Genomic DNA, 22,195 nt, shown 5'->3' with positions numbered 1-22,195 from the left:
GGATTCGGCTGCGGCACCCCGAGCGCCTTCCGCGCTCAGGGTGCCGCAGCCGTCGGCCCGAACCGCACTACCGTGCAGCTGTGCCGTGCCCGGTCGTCATCCGGCCGTGCTCGATGCGCCGGCCGGGGACGAAGCCGCGGCGGGGGTTCCGGTCCGCTCGCCACGGAGCAGGGTCAGCGCCGCCGCGGTGAGCACGAAGACGGCTCCGAAGGCCAGGTAGAGGTGGTGCGGCGTCCACCCCGCGTCGAGGAGGGTACCGGCGATCGTGGGCGACAGGATGGCGCCGATCCTGCCGATACCGATGGCCGTGCCGACTCCGGTGGCGCGCACCCCGCCGTCGTAGACGTTCGGGGTCAGGGCGTAGAGGCCCGCGACACAGCCGTTGACGAACAGTCCGATCAACGCTCCCCCGGCGAACGCGGCGGCGAGTGAGCCCAGCGCGAGCAGGAACAGCGCAAGCATGGCGGCCGTCGTGACGAGGTAGACGACGAGGACGTTGCGCAACGACCAGCGGGCGGCGAGCACACCCAGCGCGGTGGCACCGAAGATGCCGCCCAGGTTAAGCAGGGTTCCGCCGGTCAAGCCCTGGGTGGCGGACAGGCCCGCTTCCACGAGCAGGGTCGGCGTCCAGCTGGTCACGAAATAAAACCCTGCCATCACCAGGAAGAACGCCGTCCACAGGATCAGCGTGCCGCGCCGGAGCCGCGGCCCGAGCAGGGTGCGGAATCCCGCGGCGACCCCGGTCCGCCCCGGCCCGGTCGATACCGGCGGCAGTTCCTCCAGCGGTGCACGTCCGAACCTGCGGGCAACGCGGTTGATCTTGTCCAGCGCCCTGTTCGGGCGGCGACTGAGCAAGAAGTCGAGTGATTCCGGCATTCCGACGAGCACGAGCGGGATCGCGAACAGGGTGGCGACGCCGCCGAAGAGGAAGACCGACCGCCAGCCGAACTCGCCGATCAACACGACGGCGATCACGCCGCCGAGCGTGGCGCCGAGGGCGTAGCCGGTGGAGTTGAGACTCACCGCGAGACCTCGCCAGCGGCGCGAAGCGTACTCGGCCGCGATGGTGTTGCTGCAAGCGAGGATCCCGCCGATACCGAGTCCGGTCAGGACGCGCAGCAGCCCGAGCTCGGTCGCCGAACCGCTGACCGAGGCCAGCAGCATGCCGAGGCTCGCGATCCCAAGCGACACGAGGATCAGCGGTCGCCTGCCGAAGCGGTCCGCGAACGGTGCCAGCAGCAGTGACCCCGCGGCCATCCCGACCAGGCCCGCCGAGAGCAGCAGGCCGAGTTGGCCACCGTTGAGCCCGAACTCGGTGGAGACCGACTCGCCGGTGAAGGCCATGACGAGCACGTCGAACCCGTCGAGCATGTTGAGCAGGACACAGACGGCAACGGCAACCCATTGCGAACGGTGCATGGGGCCGCCGTCGAGGTCGGCACGCAGATCGTGGGACATCGTTGTCCTTTCGGTGCGGTGAAACGTCGGCTGCGGTGGACGTCAGGCGAGGTGGAGACGAAGTGGCAACGAGTCCCACGACCGCAGCGTGTTGTTGAGGTGCCGGCGCGGCGGCGCGGCGGGTTCGAGGTGCTCGACACGGCGTGCGAGCGCGGTGAGCAGCGCCTCGGCTTCGAGCCGGGCGACGTGCTGGCCGACGCACTGGTGGATCCCCATCCCGAACCCGACATGGCCGGAGGGATCGCGGCCGAGGTCGAACCGGTCGGCGTCGGCGCCCCAGCGTCGGTCGTCGCGGTTGGCCGCGCCGAGGAACATCAGGATCTTGTGCCCCTCGGGAACGGTCCGGCCGCCGATCTCGATGTCACGCGTGGCGGTGCGGAAGAAGACCTGGACCGGCGACTCCCAGCGGACGGCCTCGTCGAAAGCGACCCGTGCCGCTGCGGCGGGAGCCTCGCGGAACCGCGACCACTGCTCGGGATGGGTGGCCAGCGCGTGCAGCACGGCGGACAGCCCGTGCACGGTGGTGTCGACTCCTGCGGAGAGCAGGGACCGCACGATCAACGGCGCCTGGTCGAAAAGGATGTCACCACGGTCGGCGGCGGCCCAGATCTCGGCGCCGAACCCGTCGGGCGCAAGCACGTCACGCCGGCACTGCGCGCTCGTCCATTCCTGCAGCTCGCCCGCGCGGGACTCGCCCGCTTCGACGAGGTGGTTGCGCGGGCCGAAGCTGTTGAACAGGTGATCGCCGTAGGGAAGCAGGTTCTCCCGCCCCTGCTGCGGAATGCCGACCGCGTCGGGGAACACCCGCAGCGGAAACGCCTCGGCCAGTTCGGTGACGGCGTCGATCTCGACGATGTGGGTCCCGTCGGCCAGCACCTTTTCGACCAGGGCCTCGGCGTCGGCGAACCAGTCGTCCCGCAGCGTGCGCAGAGCCCGGGGAGACAGGATCTTCTGCAACACTCGTCGTGGTGCGTCGTGGTGCGGCGGGTCGGCCTCGAGGAGCAGGCTGGGCGGCCGCCACGGCTGCTCCGTACGGAAGTTCGCCAGTCCGACCCCTGCCGCGGACTGGAATCCCTGCCAGTCCACGAGAGCAGCACGGACCTGCTCGTAGCGGGCGAACGCGAGAATGTCGTAGCTGCCCAGGTGGACGACCGGACCTGCGGCACGCAGCTGTCGCTGCAGCGGGATCGGATCGGCGAGGACCTCGTCGCAGAACGGATCGACATCGATCGTCGGCGCATAGCCGAGCGTCGGTGCGCTCATGGTTTCACTCCATTGTGAACTAAGTCGTGTGGGACTTTCGGTGCGCTGTTGGGTGCGGAGCCGTCAGAGGTCGAGTACGAGCCGGTCGCCCGGAACGGCGCGCGAGACGCACGGGAACATGCAGTCCCCCGCCTGCCGATCGTCGTCGTCGAGAATGGAGTCGCGGTGGTCCGGACGGCCTACGAGCACGGTCGTCTCGCAGGTGCCGCACGTGCCCTGCCTGCAGGACGACAGCACGTCGACGCCCGCCGCGGCGACCGCCTCCAGCACCGTCTCGCTCCGGCCGACGACGATCGTGCGGCCGGACCGGGCGAGTGTCAGCTCGAAGGAGGTGTCGCTGCCTCCGTCGGAACGGTCGCGGGCGACGAACCGCTCGGTCCGCACCGAGCTCGATGGCCAACAGGCGGCCGCGGTGGCCAGCGCATCGAGCAGTGGAGCGGGCCCGCACGCGTAGATCCTGGTGTCCTCGCGCGGCTCACCCAGGAACGCGGGCAGGTCGAGCAGCCCGGACTCGTCCTGCGGCTCGACCCGGACCCGCTCGCCGTAGCGGCCCAGCTCGTCGAGGAACGCCATCGAGGTCCGGGTTCGGCCACCGTAGAGCAGGTTCCAGTCCGCGCCGAGCAACTCGGCCTGAGCGATCATCGGCAGTAACGGGGTGATGCCGATCCCGCCCGCGACGAAGAGGTACCGCGCGGCGGGCACGAGCGCGAAGTTGTTGCGCGGCCCGCCGATGCCGACCAGGTCGCCCTCGCGCAGCGAGTCGTGTACGAAGGCCGATCCCCCGCGGCTCGACGGTTCGCGCAACACGGCCACCCGGTACGAATGGGCGTCCCACCGGTCGCCGCACAGCGAGTACTGCCGGGTGGTCCCGTCCGGCAGCACGAGGTCGATGTGCGCGCCCGGCGCCCAGTCCGGCAGCCGGTCACCCACGGGGTCGGTGAGAACGAGGCCCATGACGCCGTCGGCTTCCCTGCGGATCTCCGTGACGCGCGCAGTACCCGCGCTCTCCTGTTCGGCCACGTGGCCGCGCTGGTGGATCGGAGCGACGTTGCTCACCGGTCAACCTCCCGAGGGGACGGATCCGAGACGCGGGAAAGCATGTGAGCCGGTGCGGCCGCGGCAGAAGAGCCTTCTCAATGATTGGAAGTACCGAGGGCACGTGACAACGCCCGTGCGGCCGTGCGCAGCACCGGCACCAGCGCGAAGGCGTCCGTCGACCGCGGCACGATGACCGAGAGGGCGGCGACGACGGCGTCCTCGCTCCCCCGGATCGGCACGGCGACGCTGGTGGCGTCGACGTGGATGTGGCCTTCGGAGATGACGTAGCCGGATCGGCGTGCTGCGGCGAGAGCTTGGCGCAACGTGTCGGCGTCGCCGATCGTGTGCTCGGTGTAGCGGTGCAGCGGGCGGTCGAGGATCCGCTGCTGGAACTCGGGGGACGAATGCGCCGCCAGCAGCACCCCGGACGAGGACGCGTGCGGTGGCAATCGGCCGGCGATCTCGGTGAAATTGATGATCGCGCCCGGCGCCGACAGGCGCTCGACACACAGCACCTCGTCGCGGTCGAGCACGCTCAGCTGGACGTGGTGACCGACCGCGTGGTGGACGTCCTCGAGGAACGGCATCGCCGCTTCCCGCAACGACAGCGCGGGCGAGGCCCGGTGGGCGAGCTCCCACAGCCGCATCCCGATCCGAACGTGCCCGCTGGAATCGCGCACGAGGAAACCGTGCCCGACGAGCTCGGCGACGAGCCGCGACGTCGTCGGCACCGGCAGCTCCGCCGCGCGGGCGATCTCGGTGATCGTCAACGAGCGGCGGCCGGAGGTGAAGACCTCGATGATCCGGACCACGCGGGCGAGGACCGATTCCCCCGTGGCGACCCTGGGCATGGTCGGCAGTCTGCCTCACCGGCGCCGCGGTGAGCGAGCCCTGCGCGGGGGTGTTCGCCGGTACGCTCGAACTCGTGCTGACCGACGATGCGATGCCGGTCGCCCACCGCGACTCGCCGTCCGCGGCGTATCGGGCCTACCTGGCGTTGGAGTTCCTGGCGCTGTTCTTCGGGATCATCGCCGCGTTCGCGGTGCTGGCCGACGGTGTCAGCCCCGTCCCGTTCCTGGTCGTACTCGGCATCGCCAGCGTGGTCTACCTCCTGCGGGTGGGCGAGTTCGACCGCCGCGACCTGTGGCGCGCCTCGGCGGTGCGCGCTCGGCTCCTGTCGATTCTCGGCCTGTGGGCGGCGGCGTGCGTCGTCGCGGTGGCCGGGGTCGCGGTGTTCCTGCCCGGCGACCTGTTCTCGCTGCCGCGCGGGGAGCCCGTCCTGTGGGCGATCATCGCGGTGGGTTATCCCGTGCTGAGCGTGTACCCGCAGGAGTTGATCTTCCGCGCGTTCCTGTTCCGCCGCTACCGGCCCGTGTTCGGCTCGGGCGCGGGGATGATCCTGGCGAGCGCTGCCGCGTTCGGATTCGCCCACATCATCTTCGGCAACCTGTTCGCCGTACTCGCGACGACCGCCGGCGGGCTGCTGTTCGCGTGGCGGTACGCGCGCAGCCGCTCGCTGCTGGCCGTGTCGATCGAACACGGGCTCTACGGCGTCCTGCTGTTCACCGTCGGCCTCGGCCGCTTCGTCTACCACGGCGCCGGCTGACGCATCCGAGGCCGAGTTCCGTCCGCCACGGGCCATCGCCGCCGCCGTTACCTAACCGAGTTGCAGGGCTAGGTAGAGGTCGACGCGGTCTGCGAAGCTCGCCAGGTCCTTACCGGTGATCTCCTCGATCCGGCGAATGCGGTACCGCAGCGTGTTGACATGGACGTGCAGTTCAGCAGCCGCCTTTGCCCAGGAACCCGAGGTCTCCAGGAACAACCACAGGGTGTGCACGAGGTCCGACTGGTGCCGCGCATCGTAGGCACGCAGGTCCCGCAGCAGCCGCTCGTGGAAGGAGCTGCGCAGCTCGTCGGGTAACGCTGCGAGCAGCAGCGCGTGCGAGGACACCTCGTCGCCGGCGACCACCCGAACACCGCCGCGGGAGCCGGTCTCTCGCGCGAGCTGGTGCTCGGCGAGCAGGCGGGCGTGGCGGGCTTCCTCGATCGTCGAACGAAGCCGATCGGCCGGCGCCACCCCACTCACCCCGAACGTCAACCGCCGCTTGCCGAGTGCCGGTTCGATGGCGGCGAGCTTCGCCCGCAGCGCGTCGACGATCTCCTGCTGAGCGGATGAATGGGTGGCCAGCACCGCTACCGTGTCCGCGTCGGCGGAGCCGATCAGCGTCGTCGGCGCCAGTTCGTCGCCGATCTCGGCCAGCAGCGCGGCAGCCAGACCCGCGTCCTCGCCTGCCTGGCAAGCGAGCACCCACACCGGGACGGCGGGGTCGTGCCCGAGGGTCCCGAGACGAGAAGCGATCTCGGCAGGCGGTGCCGAGCTGTCGAGCACCATCCGCAGGAACATGTCCGTTCCCTGGCGGGCGACCCGGCGCCCCTCGTCGAGCCGAGCGCGAAGCAACGCGACGGCCGTCCCGAGCTCCTGGACCACCGCCTGCTGCCCAGCGGAGAACTCGCGGTGGTCGGCACCGAGCACGACGCACCACTGCGCGGCTCTGCTGCCGGTGTCCGGACCGGCAGCCGTGACCGAATACGTGGTGGCCCGGTCGCCGAAGGTGAAGCTCGTGGGGAGTCGCTCGGTCCGGACGAAGCGGCGCACCGCGGTACGCCGGGCGGGCTCGGGCAGGTCGTCGACGTCCTGTCCGCCCGGGCTCGCCGCCGCGATGCTCCGGCCGGTCGTGGACAGCACCCAGCATCCGATGCCCAGTTCGGCCGCCGCCGAGCGCAGTACGTCCTCGAGATCCGCTCCCTCCGCGACGTCCGCGACGAGGCGCCGCGACCGGCCGAGCATGCCCGTGCGCTCGGCGGTCACGCCGAGCACCACCCGGTCGGAGATCTCGGCGAAGCTGACGTCCAGCGGAACCTCGATCAGGGGGAGATCGTGTCGTCCGCACGCCTCGATCAGGTCAGGCGGAGCCGCGCCGAGCCGAGCGGTGCCGGAGATCAGACCGGCGACCCCGGCATCGACGAGCGCGGCGACGAAGGTTTCCGAGTCGGCAGCCGACTCGTGCCACATCAACCCGGTCAGCACGACCTCGCCACCGGAGAGGTAGCGCCGCGGGTCACGCAGGTCGGTCGTGTACACCCAACGGACGACCCGGTCCAACCCGCCGGCCCCCGTCAGCAGCTCCAGCCGCAGATCGGGGTCGTCGAGAAGCGTGCGAAGCAGCATCGAGCACCTCCCTCAGCAGGTCGCGCGGCCTGCGCTTGTAGGAATCTACGATAGCCAGGTCGCCCGTGGCCGATGTTTTCGTCGGATCCACCGCTATCGCGGTGCCTCACGTCGGCTGTGTACTGAGTCACAGCAATCCGAACGCTAGGAGGCGCAGGACGTGGACTTTCTCCGCGCCGCATCACTGGACGATGCGCTGGCCACGAAGGCACAGCGACCCGACATCGCACCCATCGCAGGCGGCACCGACCTCATGGTGGGAATCAACTTCGACCATATCCGCCCGAGCGGGCTGCTCGACCTGACCTCGGTCCCCGAGCTGACCGAATGGTCCGAATCGGGCGACGTGGTCCGCGTCGGAGCCGGGGTGCCTTACGCACGAATCATCAGCGAACTCGGCGAACGCCTTCCGGGCCTGGCGATGGCCGCGCGAACGGTCGCGTCGCCACAGATCCGCAACCGTGGCACGGTCGGCGGCAATCTTGCGACCGCGTCTCCGTCCGGCGACGCTCACCCAGCCCTGCTGGCTTGTGACGCCGAAGTCGAACTGGCATCGACTCGCGGCACCAGGCGGATGCCGGTCACCGAGTTCTTCACCGGCGTCAAGCGCAACGCGGCCGAGCCGGACGAGCTGATCACCGCGGTGCATCTCCCGCGTGCCACCGGCCCGCAGCAGTTCGCCAAGGTCGGCACCCGCAACGCGATGGTGATCTCGGTGTGCGCGTTCTCGGTGGCGCTGCATCCGGATCGGGCAGCGGTCGGCACCGGTTTCGGCTCCGCGGCACCGACCCCGCGCAGGGCCGTCGAGGCCGAGCAGTTCCTGTCCGGCGAGCTGACCTCGCGAGGGATGTGGGCCGACCCGCGACCGTTGCCGGACACGGTGGTCGAGAGGTTCGGGGAGCTGGTCGCGGCCGCCTGCGCACCGATCGACGACGTACGGGGCACGGCGTCCTATCGCAGGCACGCGCTCGGTGTCCTCGCACGGCGAACGGTCCGCTGGACATGGGACGAGTACTCGATCGGGAGGCAAACATGCGCCTGAACCTGACTGTGAACGGCAGGCCGCACCAGGCGGACGAGGTATGGGAAGGCGAGAGTCTGCTTCACGCACTGCGTGAGCGGCTCGGCCTGCCCGGTTCGAAGAACGCGTGCGAGCAGGGGGAATGCGGTTCGTGCACCGTGTACCTGGACGACGTGCCGGTGTGCTCGTGCATGGTCGCCGCAGGGCAGGCGCAGGGGCGTGCGGTACGCACGGTCGAGGGACTGGCCGACGGCGAGCGGCTCGACCCCGTCCAGCAGTCCTTTGTCGACGCCGGTGCCGTGCAATGTGGATTCTGCACCCCCGGCCTGCTCGTGCAGGCACACGACCTCATCGAACGGAACCCGGAGCCGACCGACGCGGAGATTCGCGAGTCACTGGCGGGCAACCTCTGCCGCTGCACCGGCTACGAGAAGATCATGGACGCGGTCCGGCTCGCCGCACAGCGGAAGGCGGTGTCATGAACGCTCACGGCAATGCTCCGAGCAGGACCCCGCAGGATCTCAGCGAGTCGATCACGGGCGGAGTCGGCGAGTCCCCGTCCCGCCCGGACGGAAACCTGAAGGTCCGCGGCGACTACGCCTACTCCTCGGACCTCTGGGCCGAGGACATGCTGTGGGGCGCGACCCTGCGCAGCCCGCACCCGTACGCGCGGATCACCGGTATCGACATCGCACGGGCCCTCGCCTATCCCGGGGTGTACGCGGTGCTGACGCACGAGGACGTGCCCGGTGACAACCGCTACGGCCTCAAGATCACCGACCAGCCGGTGCTCGCCGAGGACGTCGTGCGGTTCCGGGGTGAAGCGGTCGCGCTGGTGGCCGCCGACCATCCGGAGACCGCGCGCCGGGCGCTGGAACTGATCGCGGTCGACTACGAGGTGCTGGAGCCGGTCACCGACCCGAAACGCGCCGCGCACGACGAGACGTTGCCGAAACTCCATCCGGACTCGGGGCGCGAGAACAATCTTGTCCGCTACCAGCCGATCGTCCGGGGCCGGCAGGACGTGACGGCGGAGGTCGTCGTCTCCGGCACCTACACACTCGGCATGCAGGATCAGGCGTTCCTGGGCCCGGAATCGGGGTTGGCGATCCCGGCCGAGGACGGCGGGGTCGAACTGTTCCTCGCAACGCAGGACCTGCACTCGGACCGCAAGCAGACCGCACGGGCCCTCGGCCTGCCCCCGGACAAGGTGCGGATGACCATGTCCGGCGTCGGCGGCGCCTTCGGCGGGCGGGAGGACCTGTCCATCCAGGTTCACGTGTGCATGCTGGCGATGCACACCGGCAAGCCGGTGAAGATGGTGTACAACCGGGAAGAATCGTTCTACGGCCATGTGCACCGGCATCCGGCGGAGATGCACTTCGAGCACGGCGCGACCCGCGACGGCGATCTGGTCTACGTCAAGGCCCGGATGTACTTCGACGGCGGCGCCTACGCCTCCAAGACCCCGGTCGTCGTCGGTAACGCCACAACCCTGGGAACCGGCCCGTACGAGGTTCCCAATGTGGACATCGCAGGGTGGGGCGTGTACACGAACAACCCGCCGTGCGGGGCGATGCGCGGGCTCGGTGCGGTCCAGCCGGCGTTCGCCTACGAGGCACAGATGGACAAGCTGGCAAGGGCCCTCGACATGGACCCGGTGGAGTTGCGGCAGCGCAACGCGGTCGCCCAGGGATCCGTCCTGCACACCGGGCAGCAACTGGACTACCCGGCGCCGGTCGGCGAATTGCTCGAGCGCGCCCGGAAGCTGCCGATGCCGCCGGAACGGGACCCGGCCGCCGAACCGGATATCCGGGACCTGCCCGGTGGTGCGGCCAACACCACGCACGGCGAGGACATCGCACGTGGGGTCGGTTACGCCGCGATCATCAAGAACGTCTCCTATGCGGAGGGAGCCGACGACTACTCGACCGCGCGGGTGAGCCTGCAGGCGGTCGGCGGCGAAGCGGTGGCGATGGTGCACACCGCCGCCGCGGAGGTCGGCCAGGGCCTGGTCACCGTGCAGCAGCAGATCGCACGAACCGAACTCGGGGTCGAGCGGGTGAACATCCACCCGAACGACACCAGCGTCGGTGAAGCCGGGTCGAGCTCGGCGTCCCGGCAGACCTACGTCACCGGTGGCGCGGTCAAGGCCGCGTGCGAAGCGGTTCGGGAGACGTTGTTCGACCGGGCCGCCGCCGCGCTCGGGCACACCCCGCCGGATCTCGCGGTCGTCGACGGAAAACTCGTCTCCGAATCGCACGGCGTACTGGCGGACGTGGTGGACGTCCTAGGCGACGGCGTCATCGAGTGCACGAGGGAGTATCACCACCGGCCGACCTACCCGCTCGACCCCGAGACCGGGCAGAGCGAACTGGTGCACGTGCAGCACGCCTTCTCCGTACACCGCGCCGTGGTGGACGTGGACACGCAGCTCGGTCTGGTCAAGGTCGTGGCGTTGGACTGTGTCCAGGATGTCGGCAAGGCGGTCAACCCGGACGCGATCGTGGGCCAGATCCAAGGGGGTGCCACCCAGGGCATGGGGTTGGCTGTGATGGAGGAGATCCAGGTCTCCGACGGCCTCATCCGCAACCCCTCGTTCACCGATTACCTCATACCGACCATTCTCGACACCCCGCCGATGAAGGTCGACATCATCGAGCGCGGGGATCCGCACGCCCCGTACGGAGTGCGCGGTGTCGGCGAACCGCCAACCATCTCCGCAGGGCCCGCCGTGCTCGCCGCGATCAGGGCGGCCACCGGCATCGACTTGACACACGCCCCGGCCGGCCCGGAACACATCACCGGCACGGCGCATTAAGCCAGCCGGTCTGCGATCGCGAAAGGACGAACCACGCATGACCCTGTCCACAACGGACCTGGATCTCGAGCGGTCCTGGATGGCCGAAGCGATACGGATCGCCACCGACAGCGTGAGAAGCGGCGGCGGACCTTTCGGCGCCGTCGTCGCACGGGACGGCGACATCGTTGCCACCGGCAACAACCAAGTCACCGCCACCTTGGATCCCACGGCGCACGCCGAGGTGACGGCGCTGCGTAACGCCTGCCGTGAACTCGGCACCTTCAGCCTCGCGGGCTGCATCCTGGTGACCTCGTGCGAGCCGTGCCCGATGTGCCTGTCCTCGGCGCTCTGGGCGCGGTTCGACCGGATCGTGTTCGCCGCGGACCGCGATGACGCCGCCGCGGGCGGCTTCGACGACAGAGCCTTCTACCAGCTCTTCGAGAAGAACCCTGCGGGCACCTGGCCCATCACCATGGACCGGATCGAGATGCCCAACCGTACCGAGCCGTTCGACACCTGGCTGACCAAGCCGGACCGGATCGAGTACTGATCCCATTCGGGTGGTGGCGCGGCGACCGGGCCGCGCCACCGCCCGAGAGGCCGACTGCATGCGCACCGCCATCGCGGCTGCGCCGACAACCCACGGCCAACCGACGGACGGCGACGTTCTGGCGCCGATCCGCACTTCGAAACGCCCAGCAGTCCGGACAGGCCGAACGCGCCTGTCGGAGGGCGCCCACCGGCATGGGAGGACTCATGACTCAACTGCGCACGGAGGCTGCAGGGTCCGGACGACCCGGTGATCCGTCCGGACCCCGCTCCCGGCTCGACCGGTTCTTCAAGATATCCGCCCGCGGCTCCACGGTGTCCCGTGAGCTCAGAGGCGGGCTCACCACATTCGTCGCGATGGCCTACATCGTCATCCTGAACCCGATGATTCTCGGCTCGTCCGCCGACATCACCGGCCGGGAACTGTCCACAGCGGAGCTGACCACCGCCACCGCTTTCACAGCTGCGTTCGCGACGATCCTGATGGGCGTCGTGGGTAACGCGCCTTTGGCACTGGCTTCCGGCCTCGGGGTGAACGCGATCGTGGCGTTCACGATCGCGCCGGTGATGACCTGGGAGCAGGCCTTCGGCCTGGTGGTGCTGGAGGGCATCTGCATCATCATCATGGCGGCCAGCGGGCTGCGGCAGAAGATCATCGACGCCATCCCGGACGCGTTGAAAACGTCCCTGACCGTCGGGATCGGACTCTACATCGCGCTGATCGGCCTGGTGCAGGCCGGTTTCGTGACGCGCAATCCCGATTCGGCGAACACGACGGTACCGGTCGGCATGGGTGACGGCGGCACCCTGCAGGGTTGGCCCATCACGGTGTTCTGCGTGACGCTGCTGCTGATGGTCGTCCTCGTGGCACGCAAGGTTTCCGGAGCCATCCTCATCAGTATCGCGACCGGCACCGTGCTCGGGGTCGTGGTGAACTATGCGTTCGGCCTCACCGAACAGGACTGGGGGTTGATCCAGCCGAACCTGCCGGACAAGGTGGTGGCCGCGCCCGACTTCGGACTCTTCGGAGATGTCGACCTCTTCGGCGGATTCGCTGCCGCAGGTGGCATCGCGGCCACGATGTTCCTGTTCACACTGGTACTTTCCGGGTTCTTCGACGCCATGGGCACGATCACCAGTGTGAGCAACCAGGCGGGGCTGGTCTCCGACGGCAAAGTGATCGGCATGGGTCGCATTCTGACCTCGGACGGGATCGCCGCCACCGCAGGCGGCATCACCGGTTCGTCGCCGAACACCGTGTTCATCGAATCCGCTGCGGGCGTGGGCGAGGGCGCGCGCACGGGGTTGGCGAGCGTACTGACCGGCGGCCTGTTCCTCGTGGCGCTGCTGTTCACGCCGTTCGTGTCCGTGGTGCCCGCGCAGGCGGCCGCGCCCGCGCTCGTCATCGTCGGCGGAATGATGATGGCCCAGTGCACAAAGCTGCCGTGGGACGACCCGGACTACACCATCCCGATGTTCGTGACCATCGCGCTGATTCCGTACACGTACGTGATCACCAACGGTGTCGGCGCCGGCATCATCGCCTTCGCGGTGATCAAGCTGGCGAGGGGGAAGGTCAGGGAGATCGGCTGGCTCGTCGGAATCCTGGCGATCGTGTTCGCGGTCTATTTCGGAATCGATGCTATCGAGATCCTGTTCGCCTGACCCGAGGCGAAACCATGCAAGTCGAACATGAAAGGAGCGAGGAGATGGCTTTGCTGTTCCTCAACGGCGGTGGCATGCGCGGAGGTCCGCTGAACCACCAGCTACAGGGTGCGCCCTTCGTGGGCAGGGCGACGTCGGCGCCGAAGTACCGGTACTACTCGGTCGGTGACCGGTTTCCCGCCATGGACGAGGTGGAGACCGACGGTCGGGCCGTGGTCGGTGAGGTCTACGACGTCTCGCTCGAGGTGCTGCGCGAACACCTGGTCCCGGCGGAGCCGCCGGAGCTGGAACTCGGCCTGATCGAGCTCGCCGATGGCGCCTCGTGCCTGGCGACGGTGCTGCGCAAGCCGTACCGGGGCGACAACGATCTGGTCGACATCTCGGACATCGGTGACTGGCGCCGCTACCACGGATGGGAGTGAGTCGCCGAGCGCGGCACTACTCCGCACGCAATCAGCGGCGGCGAGGTCTTCCGCCCTTGCCGCCGCTGCCGCGCTTGCCACCGCCCCCGGTGCCACCGCCCCTGCCGCCAGAGCGCTTGTCGCCGCCGCGCTTGCCCTGGTTGCCGGCACGGCCTCGCTGCGTCCCGCCGGTCGGCTGTTCGGTGGCGCGTTTCGGCTGCTTCGGGGTCGGGCCGCGGCCCCGGGTGCTGTTGACGGTCCGGCCGCGGACGATGCCGATGAACTCTTCCATCAGGTCGGTCGTCTCGCCCTCGGGCCACGACAGCGCGACCTGCGACTGCGGCGCGTCCGTGAGGGGCCGGTAGGTGAGGCTCTTGCGGTGGTGCAGCCGCGCGAGCGACTGCGGTACGGCGAGAACGCCCACCCCCGCCGCGACCAGCTCGATGGCCCCCGCGGTGGTCTCGGGGCGGGCGATCGCCGGCTGCCCGGGCAGCTGTTCCCAGGCGAGGGTGTCGTCGTGGGGGTGGAGCACGACGTCGTCGGCGAGATCGTCGACGGACACCTCGTCGGCGACGGTGAGCAGGTGTTCCTTCTCGACGACCACCACGGTCGTCTCGGTGTAGAGCGGGATGGCGTGGAGGCCGGTCCGATCGGACGGCAGCCGGAGCAGGACCGCGTCGGCGTGGCCCTCACGCACGTGGTCCGCCGCGTCGGCCGCGGCGATGCCGTCCAGCTGCAGCGGGACGTCGGGCACACGTTCGCCCCATTTCCGGACCCATTTGTCCGGGATCACCCCCGGGACATACGCGAGCCGGAACGCCTGGGGCTCGTCACGCTCGTCGGGGGTGGTCACCGGCCCAGATTACCGGGTGCGGTCGACCGGCACGCCCAGCCGGATACGCTGGGGACCATGACGTCGCGCAAGACCACCCAGACGATGAAGCCCGCCACCGCGGCCAAGAAGCTGGGCGTCTACCTCGAAGCCACTCCTGCCGAGTTCCAGGAGGGTGTGGTCTCCCGCGACGAGCTGAACGAACTGCAGGCCTCCCCGCCGGAATGGCTGCGGGACCTGCGCCGCAACGGTCCGCATCCGCGCCAGGTCGTCGCGGCCAAACTCGGCATCTCGATCGGCGGGCTCGCCCGCGCAGGCCTGATGGATCCGCTCACGACCGAGCAGATCAACGCGATCAAGGACGAGAACCCGGAGTGGCTGCAGCGCGAACGCGCCACGCAGGCCGAGGTGAAGAAGGAAGCGGCCCGCGTTAAGAAGGAAGCCACGGCCAAGGAGAAGAACACCGAGGCCGAGCAGCGGCGTTCCTGAAGCCGGGAGGCGGGTCCCAGCGCCTGACCGCTACCACTTCCCGCAACCGCCGAGCTGACATCCCGATGGCGTGATCGCCTGCGGTATCGCTCCACCCGGTCCTGTCGCCGAGCCTGCCCTCGGCGCCGACGTCACCCCCACCACAGGCGGCCGACGCGGCGGCGGGGACGACTCCGCACGCGGATCGTCGTCGCCTCGACCTGGTGACCCTTTCGCCCCTGCCGGCGAAGACGGCGCGGGCCGCGGTCACCAGATCTGGAAGATCATGACGACGAAGATGCCCGCGATGAGCAGAGCCGCCAGGGCCGTCAGCGCGATCGTCACGATCGGCAGTACGCGTGGTGGTGCGGGTTCCCGGTGGGACAGCCCGGACGTCTGGCCCGACTCCGGCGGAGTGTCGCCGGGCCGGACGCCCCCACCGGGCTCGAGGCCCGGGGTCTCCTCCGGTGGCGGATCCGGGGGTTGAGCCGTCATCGGCACGCCTCGCATTCGGCCGAACTCACAACGTCCACACGTGGCCGGAGCCCCGTGAAGACCGGTCACGCCGGCCCTACCCGAGCGCGGCGCCGCCGAAACAAGCGCGGCGGACCGGCCGGCTGTGCGGACCGGCGTGGATCGACCCCGTCATGACCTACGCCCCGGGCGGGTTCGCGGTGTCGGCCTGATCGCCTGTCGCAGTGAGGCGGTCCCCGGAGTGAGAACGAGCCGGCATGGAAATGCCCCTTGCCGGGAGCCTGTGCGCTTCCGGCAAGGGGCATTCGACCGCTGCTCAGTAGCCGCGGGCGATCCACTCTTCGAGATGTGGCGCTTCGGTGCCGATCGTGGTGCCGTCGCCGTGTCCGGTGTGGACACGGGTGTCGGCGGGCAGGCTGAAGAGCCGGTCCCGGATCGAGCCGATGATCGTCGGGAAGTCCGAGAACGACCGGCCGGTGGCGCCCGGCCCTCCGGAGAACAGCGTGTCGCCGGAGAACAGCGCCTTCGCCTCGGGCAGGTGCAGGCACATCGACCCCGGAGAGTGTCCCGGCGTGTGGAGCGTCTCGATGTCGGTGCCGGCGACGGAGATCCGGCTGCCCTCCTCCAGCTCGCTGAACGGCACGCCGGGGTGGGTCATCTCCCACAGTTGCCGATCGGCGGGGTGCAGCAACACCGGGGCGTCGAACTTCTCGCCGAGCTGCGGGGCGTGGGTGACGTGGTCGTTGTGCCCGTGCGTGCACACCACCGCGACGACGTTGCGGCCCGCTACGGCCTCGGTGATCTTGTCGGCGTCGTGCGCGGCGTCGACGATCACCACGTCGCTGTCGTCGCCGATGAGCCAGACGTTGTTGTCGACCTCCCAGCTGCCGCCGTCGAGTTCGAAGACGCCGCTGGTGACGACCTGGTCGATGCGCGCGCTCACACGATCACCACCGAACGCAGCACCTCACCGGCGTGCATGGTGTGGAAGGCCTTCTCGACGTCGTCGAGCGTGATCCGCTCGGTGACGAACTTGTCGAGCGGGAGCCTGCCCTCCCGGTACAGGTTGACCAGCATGGGGAAGTCCCGCTCGGGCAGGCAGTCGCCGTACCAGGACGACTTCAGGGCGCCGCCGTGGGCGAAGACGTCGATCAGCGGCAGCTCCAGCCGCATGTCCGGCGTGGGTACGCCGACCAGCACCGCCGTGCCCGCGAGGTCCCGCGCGTAGAACGCCTGGGTCCACGTCTCGGGCCTTCCGACGGCGTCGATGACCACGTCGGCACCGAAACCGCCGGTCAGGCCCTGGATGGCTTCGACGGCGTCGGTCTCGGCGGCGTTGACGGTGTGGGTGGCTCCGAGGTCGACGGCCCACTCGAGCTTCTTGGGGTCGCGGTCGACCGCGATGATCGGCGACGCGCCGGCCAGGCGTGCGCCGGCGATGGCGGCGTCACCGACGCCGCCGCATCCGATCACGGCGACCGAGTCGCCGCGGCCGACCCCGCCGGTGTTGACGGCCGAACCGATGCCGGCCATGACGCCGCAGCCGAGCAGCCCGGCCACGGCGGGGTCGGTGTCGGGGTCGACCTTGGTGCACTGCCCCGCGTGCACCAGGGTCTTGTCGGCGAACGCGCCGATCCCCAGCGCAGGCGAGAGTTCCGTGCCGTCGGTGAGGGTCATCTTCTGCGTGGCGTTGAACGTGTCGAAGCAGTACTGCGAGCGGCCGCGCTTGCATGCCCGGCACTGTCCGCACACGGCGCGCCAGTTGAGCACGACGAAGTCGCCCGGTTGCACCGAGTCCACGCCCTCGCCGACACTCTCGACCGTGCCGGCGGCCTCGTGACCCAGCAGGAACGGATACTCGTCGTTGATCCCGCCGTCGCGGTAGGTCAGGTCGGTATGACAGACGCCGCACGCGGCGATCGCGACGACGACCTCACCGGGCCCGGGGTCGGGGATGACGATGTCGGTGAGCTCGACGGGAGCTCCCTCGGTGCGGGCGATCACGCCGCGGACTTGTTGTGGCATCGGGGCGGTTCCTTCGGATCGACGAACAAGACATGCGCATCACCGCATGCCTTGCCGACACTAGTGTGCTGCGCCATCCATATGACCTGTCCGGACGGACAGCAATACCTCGACCTCCGACGAGTTAGACTGGCGGAATGCCGGACGAACTGGATCCCGTCGCCGCCCTGACCGGGCTGCGGGAGGTCCTCGACGGGCCGCTCCACGAGATCGCCCGCCGCCTGTCGCACCTCGTCGCGTCGCGGTGGCCGCACACGGCGCTCATCGTCTTCACCCGCGAGTGCGCAGGCCGGCCCCGCAAGGTCGCCGGCGACGTCGACATGCTCAACAAGGTCACCATCGGTGAGCTGGAGCAGGTCAAACAGGAACTCGACCCCGGCACTCCGGTCTGCTCAACGTTCGCGATCGCGGGTGAGCAACGGGCGGTGTGGGCGGTGCGCGACCCCTCGGACATGCTGCTCGTCCTGGTTCCCCGGTCCCCGGGCCAACCGCTGCCCCAACCCGGCCTGCTGACGGCGCTGTTCGGCATCGTCGCGACGTCGATCCGCCAACAGGTGGCCCAAGCCAGTCCGGACTACCTCGCCGAGTCCCGCGCGGCCGCGCTCGAACGTGAACGCACCATCACCGAACTGGCCACCGCGCACGAGTCCACACTGGTCAGACTGCTGACGACATTGCGGTCGACGGAGCTCGACGACCATCGAGCGCGGGTCACCGCGACCGACGCGACGTCGTCGGCCCTGGTGGCACTGCGCACCGCCCAGCAATCGCAGCAGGCACTGTCCACCGAGGCCGCCCCGGCCGCGTTCACCGTGCTGCGCAACGAGATCCGGCAGATGTTGCGGCATCACGAGGCGCCGATCGAGTTCGCGGCACCGACCGCCGCAGGTAGCACCCTCCCCGGCGACATCGCGCACGCCGCGCGCGCGATGACCCGCACTGCGGTGCTGGCACTGACCGCCGATCCCGAGTTGGCCCGCCTGCGCGTCGCGTGGACCTGCGACGACGCAACGCTGCTGGTCGACGTCCGCGATCAGAGCACGGGAAACCTCGACGGGGCGTCGCTGCGCCGGCAGTTGCAGGGCCGGGCACGGACGCTCGGCGCCACGGTCGGCGTCGACGCCACGCCCGGTTGGGGCAGCCGCGTCACGGTCGAACTGCCACTCGACGCGTCCGCCGACACCGGCGTGGAGACCCGGCTGACCAACCTCAACCGCCGCGAGCGCGAGGTGCTCGACCTGCTCGCACAGGGCAAACGCAACAAGGCCATCGCCGCAGACCTCGGTGTCACGGAGAGCACCGTCAAGTTCCACGTCACGCGGGTACTGCACAAACTCGACGTCAGCACCCGCGGCGAGGCGGCCGCGCTGGCTCTCACCGCGGGTGCCGACGCGGCGGCACGCACCTAGCGCAGACTCCGGCGCTACGCTGCTCACGGCCGGTCGGCAGCGACGCGGATCGTGAAGGGGTGGGCGGCATGGCAATGGTGACGCCGGCGGAACTGAGTCCCGACGCATCGTTCGCCCTCGGGTGCTGCACGAAGGTCAAAGGCGGCATCGTCGCCCCGCAGCGGATGACGTATGCGACCTACCGGTTCGCCACTCGCCGCCCGGAACGCGGCAAACAGCACGGAACCGTCGACTGTCCGCGGTGCGGCGCCACGATCCCGCTGTCGATCCTCGCGGTGTCCGACGTGCGCCGGCGGCGACGGAACTGCCGAACGGCCTGGACCGTGGCGAGCGTGATCTCGTTCGTGACACCGATCGCGATCATGCTCGCCACCGGCGACGACGAGTGGCTCGCGATCGGCCCGCTCCTGATCCCCGGGATCGGCCTCGCGATCGCGGCCGTCGTCCATCCGCCGTCGATGACCGGCATCAGCATCGCCCGGAAGGCGCGCGGCCAGCACATCGTCACGCGGTAGCCCGCCGGGAGTCAGCCGCCACGTCGATCGCCCGACGGTGGCCGGGGCAGGACGATCGGCGTCCCGGTGAGCGGGTCGTCGATGACGGCGCAGTTCAGCGAGAACACGGATTCGATGGTGTCGGGCTGCAGGACCTCGGCGGGTGGCCCCTCGGCGACGATGCGGCCGTCCTTGACGGCAACGAGGTGGTGGGCGTAGCGGCCCGCGAGGTTCAGGTCATGCAGGACGAGCAGGGTGGTGCGGCCGAGCGCGGCGTTCAGGTCGGTGAGCAGTTCGAGCAGGTCGATCTGGTGGGCCAGGTCGAGGTGGGTGGTGGGCTCGTCGAGCAGCATGACGTCCGGATCCTGGGCGAGTGCGAGCGCGAGCCATGCCCGTTGCCGCTGACCGCCGGACAGTTCGTCGACCGGTCGCTCGGCGAGGTGGGTGATGCCGGTGGACTCCATCGCCGCCGTGATCGCGGCGTCGTCGGCATCGGTGTGGTGGCGGAACCAGCGCTGATGCGGGTGCCGTCCGCGGCCGACGAGGTCGGCCACGGTGATGCCGTCGGGCGCGAGGGGCTGCTGGGGCAGCAGTCCGAGTCGCCGGGCAAGCGTTTTCGTGGCGAGCCGCGCGATGTCCTGTCCGTCGAGCAGGACGGCTCCGCGGCGTGGGCGCATCAGCCGAGCGAGCCCGCGCAGCAGGGTGGACTTCCCGCTGCCGTTGGCGCCGACGATGGCGGTGATCCGGCCGGGCGGCACGGTGACGGAGACGTCCCGGACGACGGGCTCTGCGTCGTAGCCGAGGGTGAGCCTGTCGGCCGACAGTTCCGTGGCCGGCGGCATGGCGGTCGCGGTCGCGTCAGGGTTCATCCGGTGTGTCCGATCCGGTTGGCACGAGCGAGGAGGTAGAGGAGAACGGGTGCGCCGAGGACTCCGGTCACGGCGCCGACGGGCAGTTCGGTCGGCGCGAACAGCAGCCGCGCGACGAGGTCGGCGCCGGTCACGAGCAGCGCGCCCGCCGCGGCGGCCGGGCCGAGCGTGACCGGCCTGCCCGCCAGCAGCCGCCGCGTGATCTGCGGGGCCACGAGTGCGATGAACCCGATCGGACCGGCCGCCGCGGTGGCCATGGCGGCGAGGACCACGGCGGTCGTGATCAGGGCGAGCCGGACCCGGGTCGTTCCGCCGCTGAGCGTTCTGGCCAGGTCGTCGCCGAGTTCGAGGATGCGAAGGTGCCGGCCGAGCACCAGCAGCACGGGCACCGCCGCCGCCAGTGCGACGAGGACGATGGTGACGTGCAGTGTGCCGCGGTTGGCGAGGCTGCCGGTGAGCCAGGACGCCGCACTCAGTACCTGGTGGTAGTCGGCCCGTACCAGCAGGTAGGAGATCGCGGACGAGAGCATGGCCGCGATACCGATGCCCACCAGCACGAGCCGATAGCCGTTCAAGCCCCGGTTGAGCGCGATGAGCACGATCGCCGCGGACGTCAGCAGCGCCCCGGCGAGCGCGCCCAGTACGAGGGACGCCCCGGCACCGCCCGCGATGGTCATCACGAGCAGCGCACCGAACGACGCGCCGGCGTTCACGCCGATCACGTCAGGGCTCACCAGCGGATTCGCGGCGATCCGCTGCAGGATCGCGCCCGACACGGCGAAGGCCGCGCCGACCCCGAGGCCGGTCACCACGCGGGGCAGCCGGTCCCGCACCACCACGTCGTACTCGATGAGCGTTCCCCTGCCGCCGAGCACGCGCAGGGTGTCGGCGAGCCGCAGGTCGAACTCGCCGAGGCCGAGCGCTGCCACGGCGAGCGTCAAGGCGCACAGCCACAGCATCGACGTCAACAGCGCCGAGCGCCGCTGCAGCCGGAACACGACGGCTCCGCGGGCGACACGCACGGCGACGGTGTCCTTGGCCGTCACAGCTGTGCCACCTTCCGGCGGCGCACCAGGTAGAGGAACAGCGGTCCGCCCGCGAGCCCGGTCACGATGCCCACCTGCAGCTGCTCCGGCTGCACCAGCCACCGGCCCGCGACGTCGGCGAGGAGCAGCAGGATCGGGCCCAGCAGCGCCGACAGCGGCATGATCCACCGGTAGTCCGGCCCGATCAGCAGGCGTGCGATGTGCGGGACCGCCAGGCCGACGAAGGCGATGGGGCCTGCGATCACGGTCGCCGTACCGGCCAGTAGCAGCACCGACACCGCCGCGAGCACACGGATCGCCACCAGCCGTGTCCCCAGGCTGCGCGCCATGTCCTCGCCCAGCGCGATCGTGTTGAGGCTCCCGCTGACCGTCAGCGCCAGCAGGAAACCCGTGACCAGGAACGGTCCGACGGCGGCCGTGACCTCGGCCCCGGCGCGGGTGAGTGAGCCGACGGCCCAGAACCGGTACTCGTCCAGCGTGGCCGCGTCGAGCAGCGTGACGATGGTGGTCATCGAGCCGACCATGGCGGTGAGCGCCGCTCCGGCCAGCGCCAGTTTCACCGGCGTCGCTCCGCCCCGGCCGAGGGAACCGAGAACGTAGACGAAGAGGGCGGCGGCTCCGGCACCGGCGAACGCGAACCAGAGATGGCCACCGGCCGTGGTCACGCCGAGCGCGATCGCGGTCACCACGGCCAGCGACGCGCCGGCGTTGACGCCCAGAATTCCCGGGCCCGCCAGCGGGTTGCGCGTGAGTCCCTGCATCACCGCGCCGGCCACTCCCAGGGCACTGCCCGCCAGCAGGCCGGACACCGTTCGCGGGATGCGCACGTGCCACACGATCGTGTCCACGTCTGCCTGTCCCGGCGAGAGGACCGCCGACAGCACGCGGGCGGGCGAGGAGGGATAACTTCCGACCACAAGGGACAGTGCACAGGCGACGGCGAGCAGCGCCACCGCCGACACCGTCCAGACCACTGTGGACCGCCACCCTGCCCGGCCTTCCCGCGGCCGCGGTGCCTGCGGCCGCGGCGATGCCGCCCGCTGCGACGGGATGCCGGCCACGTCGGCCGTCGTCGATGCGCGTTCCCCGGCCGACGAGACCCCCACGGCCACCCGGATCCTCTCGGTCGGCGAGCTCCGCTTGTTCACCCA

Annotated in this window: 22 protein-coding genes; 10 read left to right on the top strand and 12 right to left on the bottom strand. The window is 70.1% G+C overall.

Going from position 1 to position 22,195, the window contains the following annotated elements:
- Positions 1–96 precede the first annotated feature (96 nt).
- The 4 genes from FB384_RS14970 to FB384_RS14955 all read right to left on the bottom strand — a co-directional run bounded on the left by FB384_RS14970 (position 97) and on the right by FB384_RS14955 (position 4,610).
- Positions 97–1,458: an MFS transporter gene (locus FB384_RS14970; protein WP_183783598.1), complete on the bottom strand. Its 1,362-nt coding sequence runs from the start codon at positions 1,456–1,458 to the stop codon at positions 97–99.
- A 42-nt stretch (positions 1,459–1,500) separates the two neighbouring features.
- A complete protein-coding gene (locus tag FB384_RS14965) occupies positions 1,501–2,721 on the bottom strand; it encodes a cytochrome P450 (protein WP_183783597.1) in 1,221 nt (406 codons plus the stop codon).
- A 63-nt stretch (positions 2,722–2,784) separates the two neighbouring features.
- The gene (locus tag FB384_RS14960; protein WP_183785581.1) at positions 2,785–3,675 is read right to left on the bottom strand and encodes a PDR/VanB family oxidoreductase; all 891 of its coding nucleotides are present in this window, start codon (positions 3,673–3,675) and stop codon (positions 2,785–2,787) included.
- Positions 3,676–3,854: 179 nt separating this feature from the next.
- The gene (locus tag FB384_RS14955; RefSeq protein WP_183783596.1) at positions 3,855–4,610 is read right to left on the bottom strand and encodes an IclR family transcriptional regulator; all 756 of its coding nucleotides are present in this window, start codon (positions 4,608–4,610) and stop codon (positions 3,855–3,857) included.
- Positions 4,611–4,639: 29 nt separating this feature from the next.
- Between FB384_RS14955 and FB384_RS14950 the strand changes: the two genes are divergently transcribed.
- Positions 4,640–5,365, top strand: coding sequence for a CPBP family intramembrane glutamic endopeptidase (locus FB384_RS14950; RefSeq protein WP_221212741.1), 726 nt, complete (start codon positions 4,640–4,642; stop codon positions 5,363–5,365).
- 51 nt (positions 5,366–5,416) lie between these two features.
- On the opposite strand, the gene FB384_RS14945 is transcribed toward FB384_RS14950, so the two are convergent.
- Positions 5,417–6,988 carry a PucR family transcriptional regulator gene (locus tag FB384_RS14945; RefSeq protein WP_183783595.1) on the bottom strand — a complete coding sequence of 524 codons (1,572 nt, stop codon included), beginning with the start codon at positions 6,986–6,988 and terminating at the stop codon, positions 5,417–5,419.
- A 160-nt stretch (positions 6,989–7,148) separates the two neighbouring features.
- Between FB384_RS14945 and FB384_RS14940 the strand changes: the two genes are divergently transcribed.
- The 6 genes from FB384_RS14940 (at position 7,149) to FB384_RS14915 (ending at position 13,448) form a co-directional block, all read left to right on the top strand.
- On the top strand, positions 7,149–8,030 hold the full coding sequence (locus FB384_RS14940) for an FAD binding domain-containing protein (protein ID WP_183783594.1): 882 nt from the start codon (positions 7,149–7,151) through the stop codon (positions 8,028–8,030).
- The gene (locus tag FB384_RS14935; protein WP_183783593.1) at positions 8,021–8,491 is read left to right on the top strand and encodes a (2Fe-2S)-binding protein; all 471 of its coding nucleotides are present in this window, start codon (positions 8,021–8,023) and stop codon (positions 8,489–8,491) included. Before FB384_RS14940 ends, FB384_RS14935 begins: the two co-directional genes overlap by 10 nt.
- Positions 8,488–10,830, top strand: a complete 2,343-nt coding sequence (locus FB384_RS14930) for a xanthine dehydrogenase family protein molybdopterin-binding subunit (RefSeq protein ID WP_183783592.1) — start codon at positions 8,488–8,490, stop codon at positions 10,828–10,830. The genes FB384_RS14935 and FB384_RS14930 overlap by 4 nt, the downstream gene beginning before the upstream one ends.
- A gap of 37 nt (positions 10,831–10,867) precedes the next feature.
- The gene (locus FB384_RS14925; RefSeq protein ID WP_183783590.1) at positions 10,868–11,362 is read left to right on the top strand and encodes a nucleoside deaminase; all 495 of its coding nucleotides are present in this window, start codon (positions 10,868–10,870) and stop codon (positions 11,360–11,362) included.
- Between the two features lie 206 nt (positions 11,363–11,568).
- Complete coding sequence (locus FB384_RS14920; protein WP_183783588.1) at positions 11,569–13,026, top strand: NCS2 family permease; 1,458 nt, start codon at positions 11,569–11,571, stop codon at positions 13,024–13,026.
- Positions 13,027–13,070: 44 nt separating this feature from the next.
- Positions 13,071–13,448 carry an allophanate hydrolase-related protein gene (locus FB384_RS14915; RefSeq protein ID WP_183783586.1) on the top strand — a complete coding sequence of 126 codons (378 nt, stop codon included), beginning with the start codon at positions 13,071–13,073 and terminating at the stop codon, positions 13,446–13,448.
- Between the two features lie 31 nt (positions 13,449–13,479).
- Here FB384_RS14915 and FB384_RS14910 read toward each other — a convergent pair whose 3' ends face one another.
- Positions 13,480–14,280, bottom strand: a complete 801-nt coding sequence (locus tag FB384_RS14910) for a LysR family substrate-binding domain-containing protein (RefSeq protein ID WP_183783584.1) — start codon at positions 14,278–14,280, stop codon at positions 13,480–13,482.
- Positions 14,281–14,337: 57 nt separating this feature from the next.
- On the opposite strand from FB384_RS14910, the gene FB384_RS14905 reads away from it, so the two are divergent.
- A complete protein-coding gene (locus FB384_RS14905) occupies positions 14,338–14,748 on the top strand; it encodes a DUF5997 family protein (protein WP_183783582.1) in 411 nt (136 codons plus the stop codon).
- A gap of 246 nt (positions 14,749–14,994) precedes the next feature.
- Here the strand turns inward: FB384_RS14905 and FB384_RS14900 are convergent, their stop codons facing one another.
- The 3 genes from FB384_RS14900 to FB384_RS14890 form a co-directional block, all read right to left on the bottom strand.
- A complete protein-coding gene (locus tag FB384_RS14900; RefSeq protein WP_183783580.1) occupies positions 14,995–15,222 on the bottom strand; it encodes a DUF6480 family protein in 228 nt (75 codons plus the stop codon).
- A 295-nt stretch (positions 15,223–15,517) separates the two neighbouring features.
- Entirely contained in the window at positions 15,518–16,144 is a 627-nt protein-coding gene (locus FB384_RS14895; RefSeq protein WP_183783579.1) for an MBL fold metallo-hydrolase, read from the bottom strand.
- Positions 16,141–17,226 (bottom strand): S-(hydroxymethyl)mycothiol dehydrogenase, encoded by a 1,086-nt coding sequence (locus FB384_RS14890; RefSeq protein WP_183783577.1) that lies wholly within the window; start codon positions 17,224–17,226, stop codon positions 16,141–16,143. The genes FB384_RS14895 and FB384_RS14890 overlap by 4 nt, the downstream gene beginning before the upstream one ends.
- A gap of 137 nt (positions 17,227–17,363) precedes the next feature.
- On the opposite strand from FB384_RS14890, the gene FB384_RS14885 reads away from it, so the two are divergent.
- Entirely contained in the window at positions 17,364–18,635 is a 1,272-nt protein-coding gene (locus FB384_RS14885) for a LuxR C-terminal-related transcriptional regulator (RefSeq protein WP_183783575.1), read from the top strand.
- 68 nt (positions 18,636–18,703) lie between these two features.
- Positions 18,704–19,150, top strand: a complete 447-nt coding sequence (locus FB384_RS14880; RefSeq protein WP_183783574.1) for a hypothetical protein — start codon at positions 18,704–18,706, stop codon at positions 19,148–19,150.
- Between the two features lie 11 nt (positions 19,151–19,161).
- On the opposite strand, the gene FB384_RS14875 is transcribed toward FB384_RS14880, so the two are convergent.
- From FB384_RS14875 to FB384_RS14865, 3 genes are read right to left on the bottom strand one after another with little or no spacing between them, the layout of a single operon-like run.
- Positions 19,162–19,998 (bottom strand): ABC transporter ATP-binding protein, encoded by an 837-nt coding sequence (locus FB384_RS14875; RefSeq protein WP_183783572.1) that lies wholly within the window; start codon positions 19,996–19,998, stop codon positions 19,162–19,164.
- Positions 19,995–21,044 (bottom strand): FecCD family ABC transporter permease, encoded by a 1,050-nt coding sequence (locus FB384_RS14870; protein ID WP_323985240.1) that lies wholly within the window; start codon positions 21,042–21,044, stop codon positions 19,995–19,997. Before FB384_RS14870 ends, FB384_RS14875 begins: the two co-directional genes overlap by 4 nt.
- Positions 21,041–22,192, bottom strand: a complete 1,152-nt coding sequence (locus FB384_RS14865; RefSeq protein ID WP_323985239.1) for a FecCD family ABC transporter permease — start codon at positions 22,190–22,192, stop codon at positions 21,041–21,043. Before FB384_RS14865 ends, FB384_RS14870 begins: the two co-directional genes overlap by 4 nt.
- Between the last annotated feature and the right edge of the window lie 3 nt (positions 22,193–22,195).

The sequence above is a fragment of the Prauserella sediminis genome, from assembly GCF_014195435.1.
GTDB lineage: Bacteria > Actinomycetota > Actinomycetes > Mycobacteriales > Pseudonocardiaceae > Prauserella > Prauserella salsuginis.
This window is presented reverse-complemented; position numbering and strand designations above follow the sequence as displayed.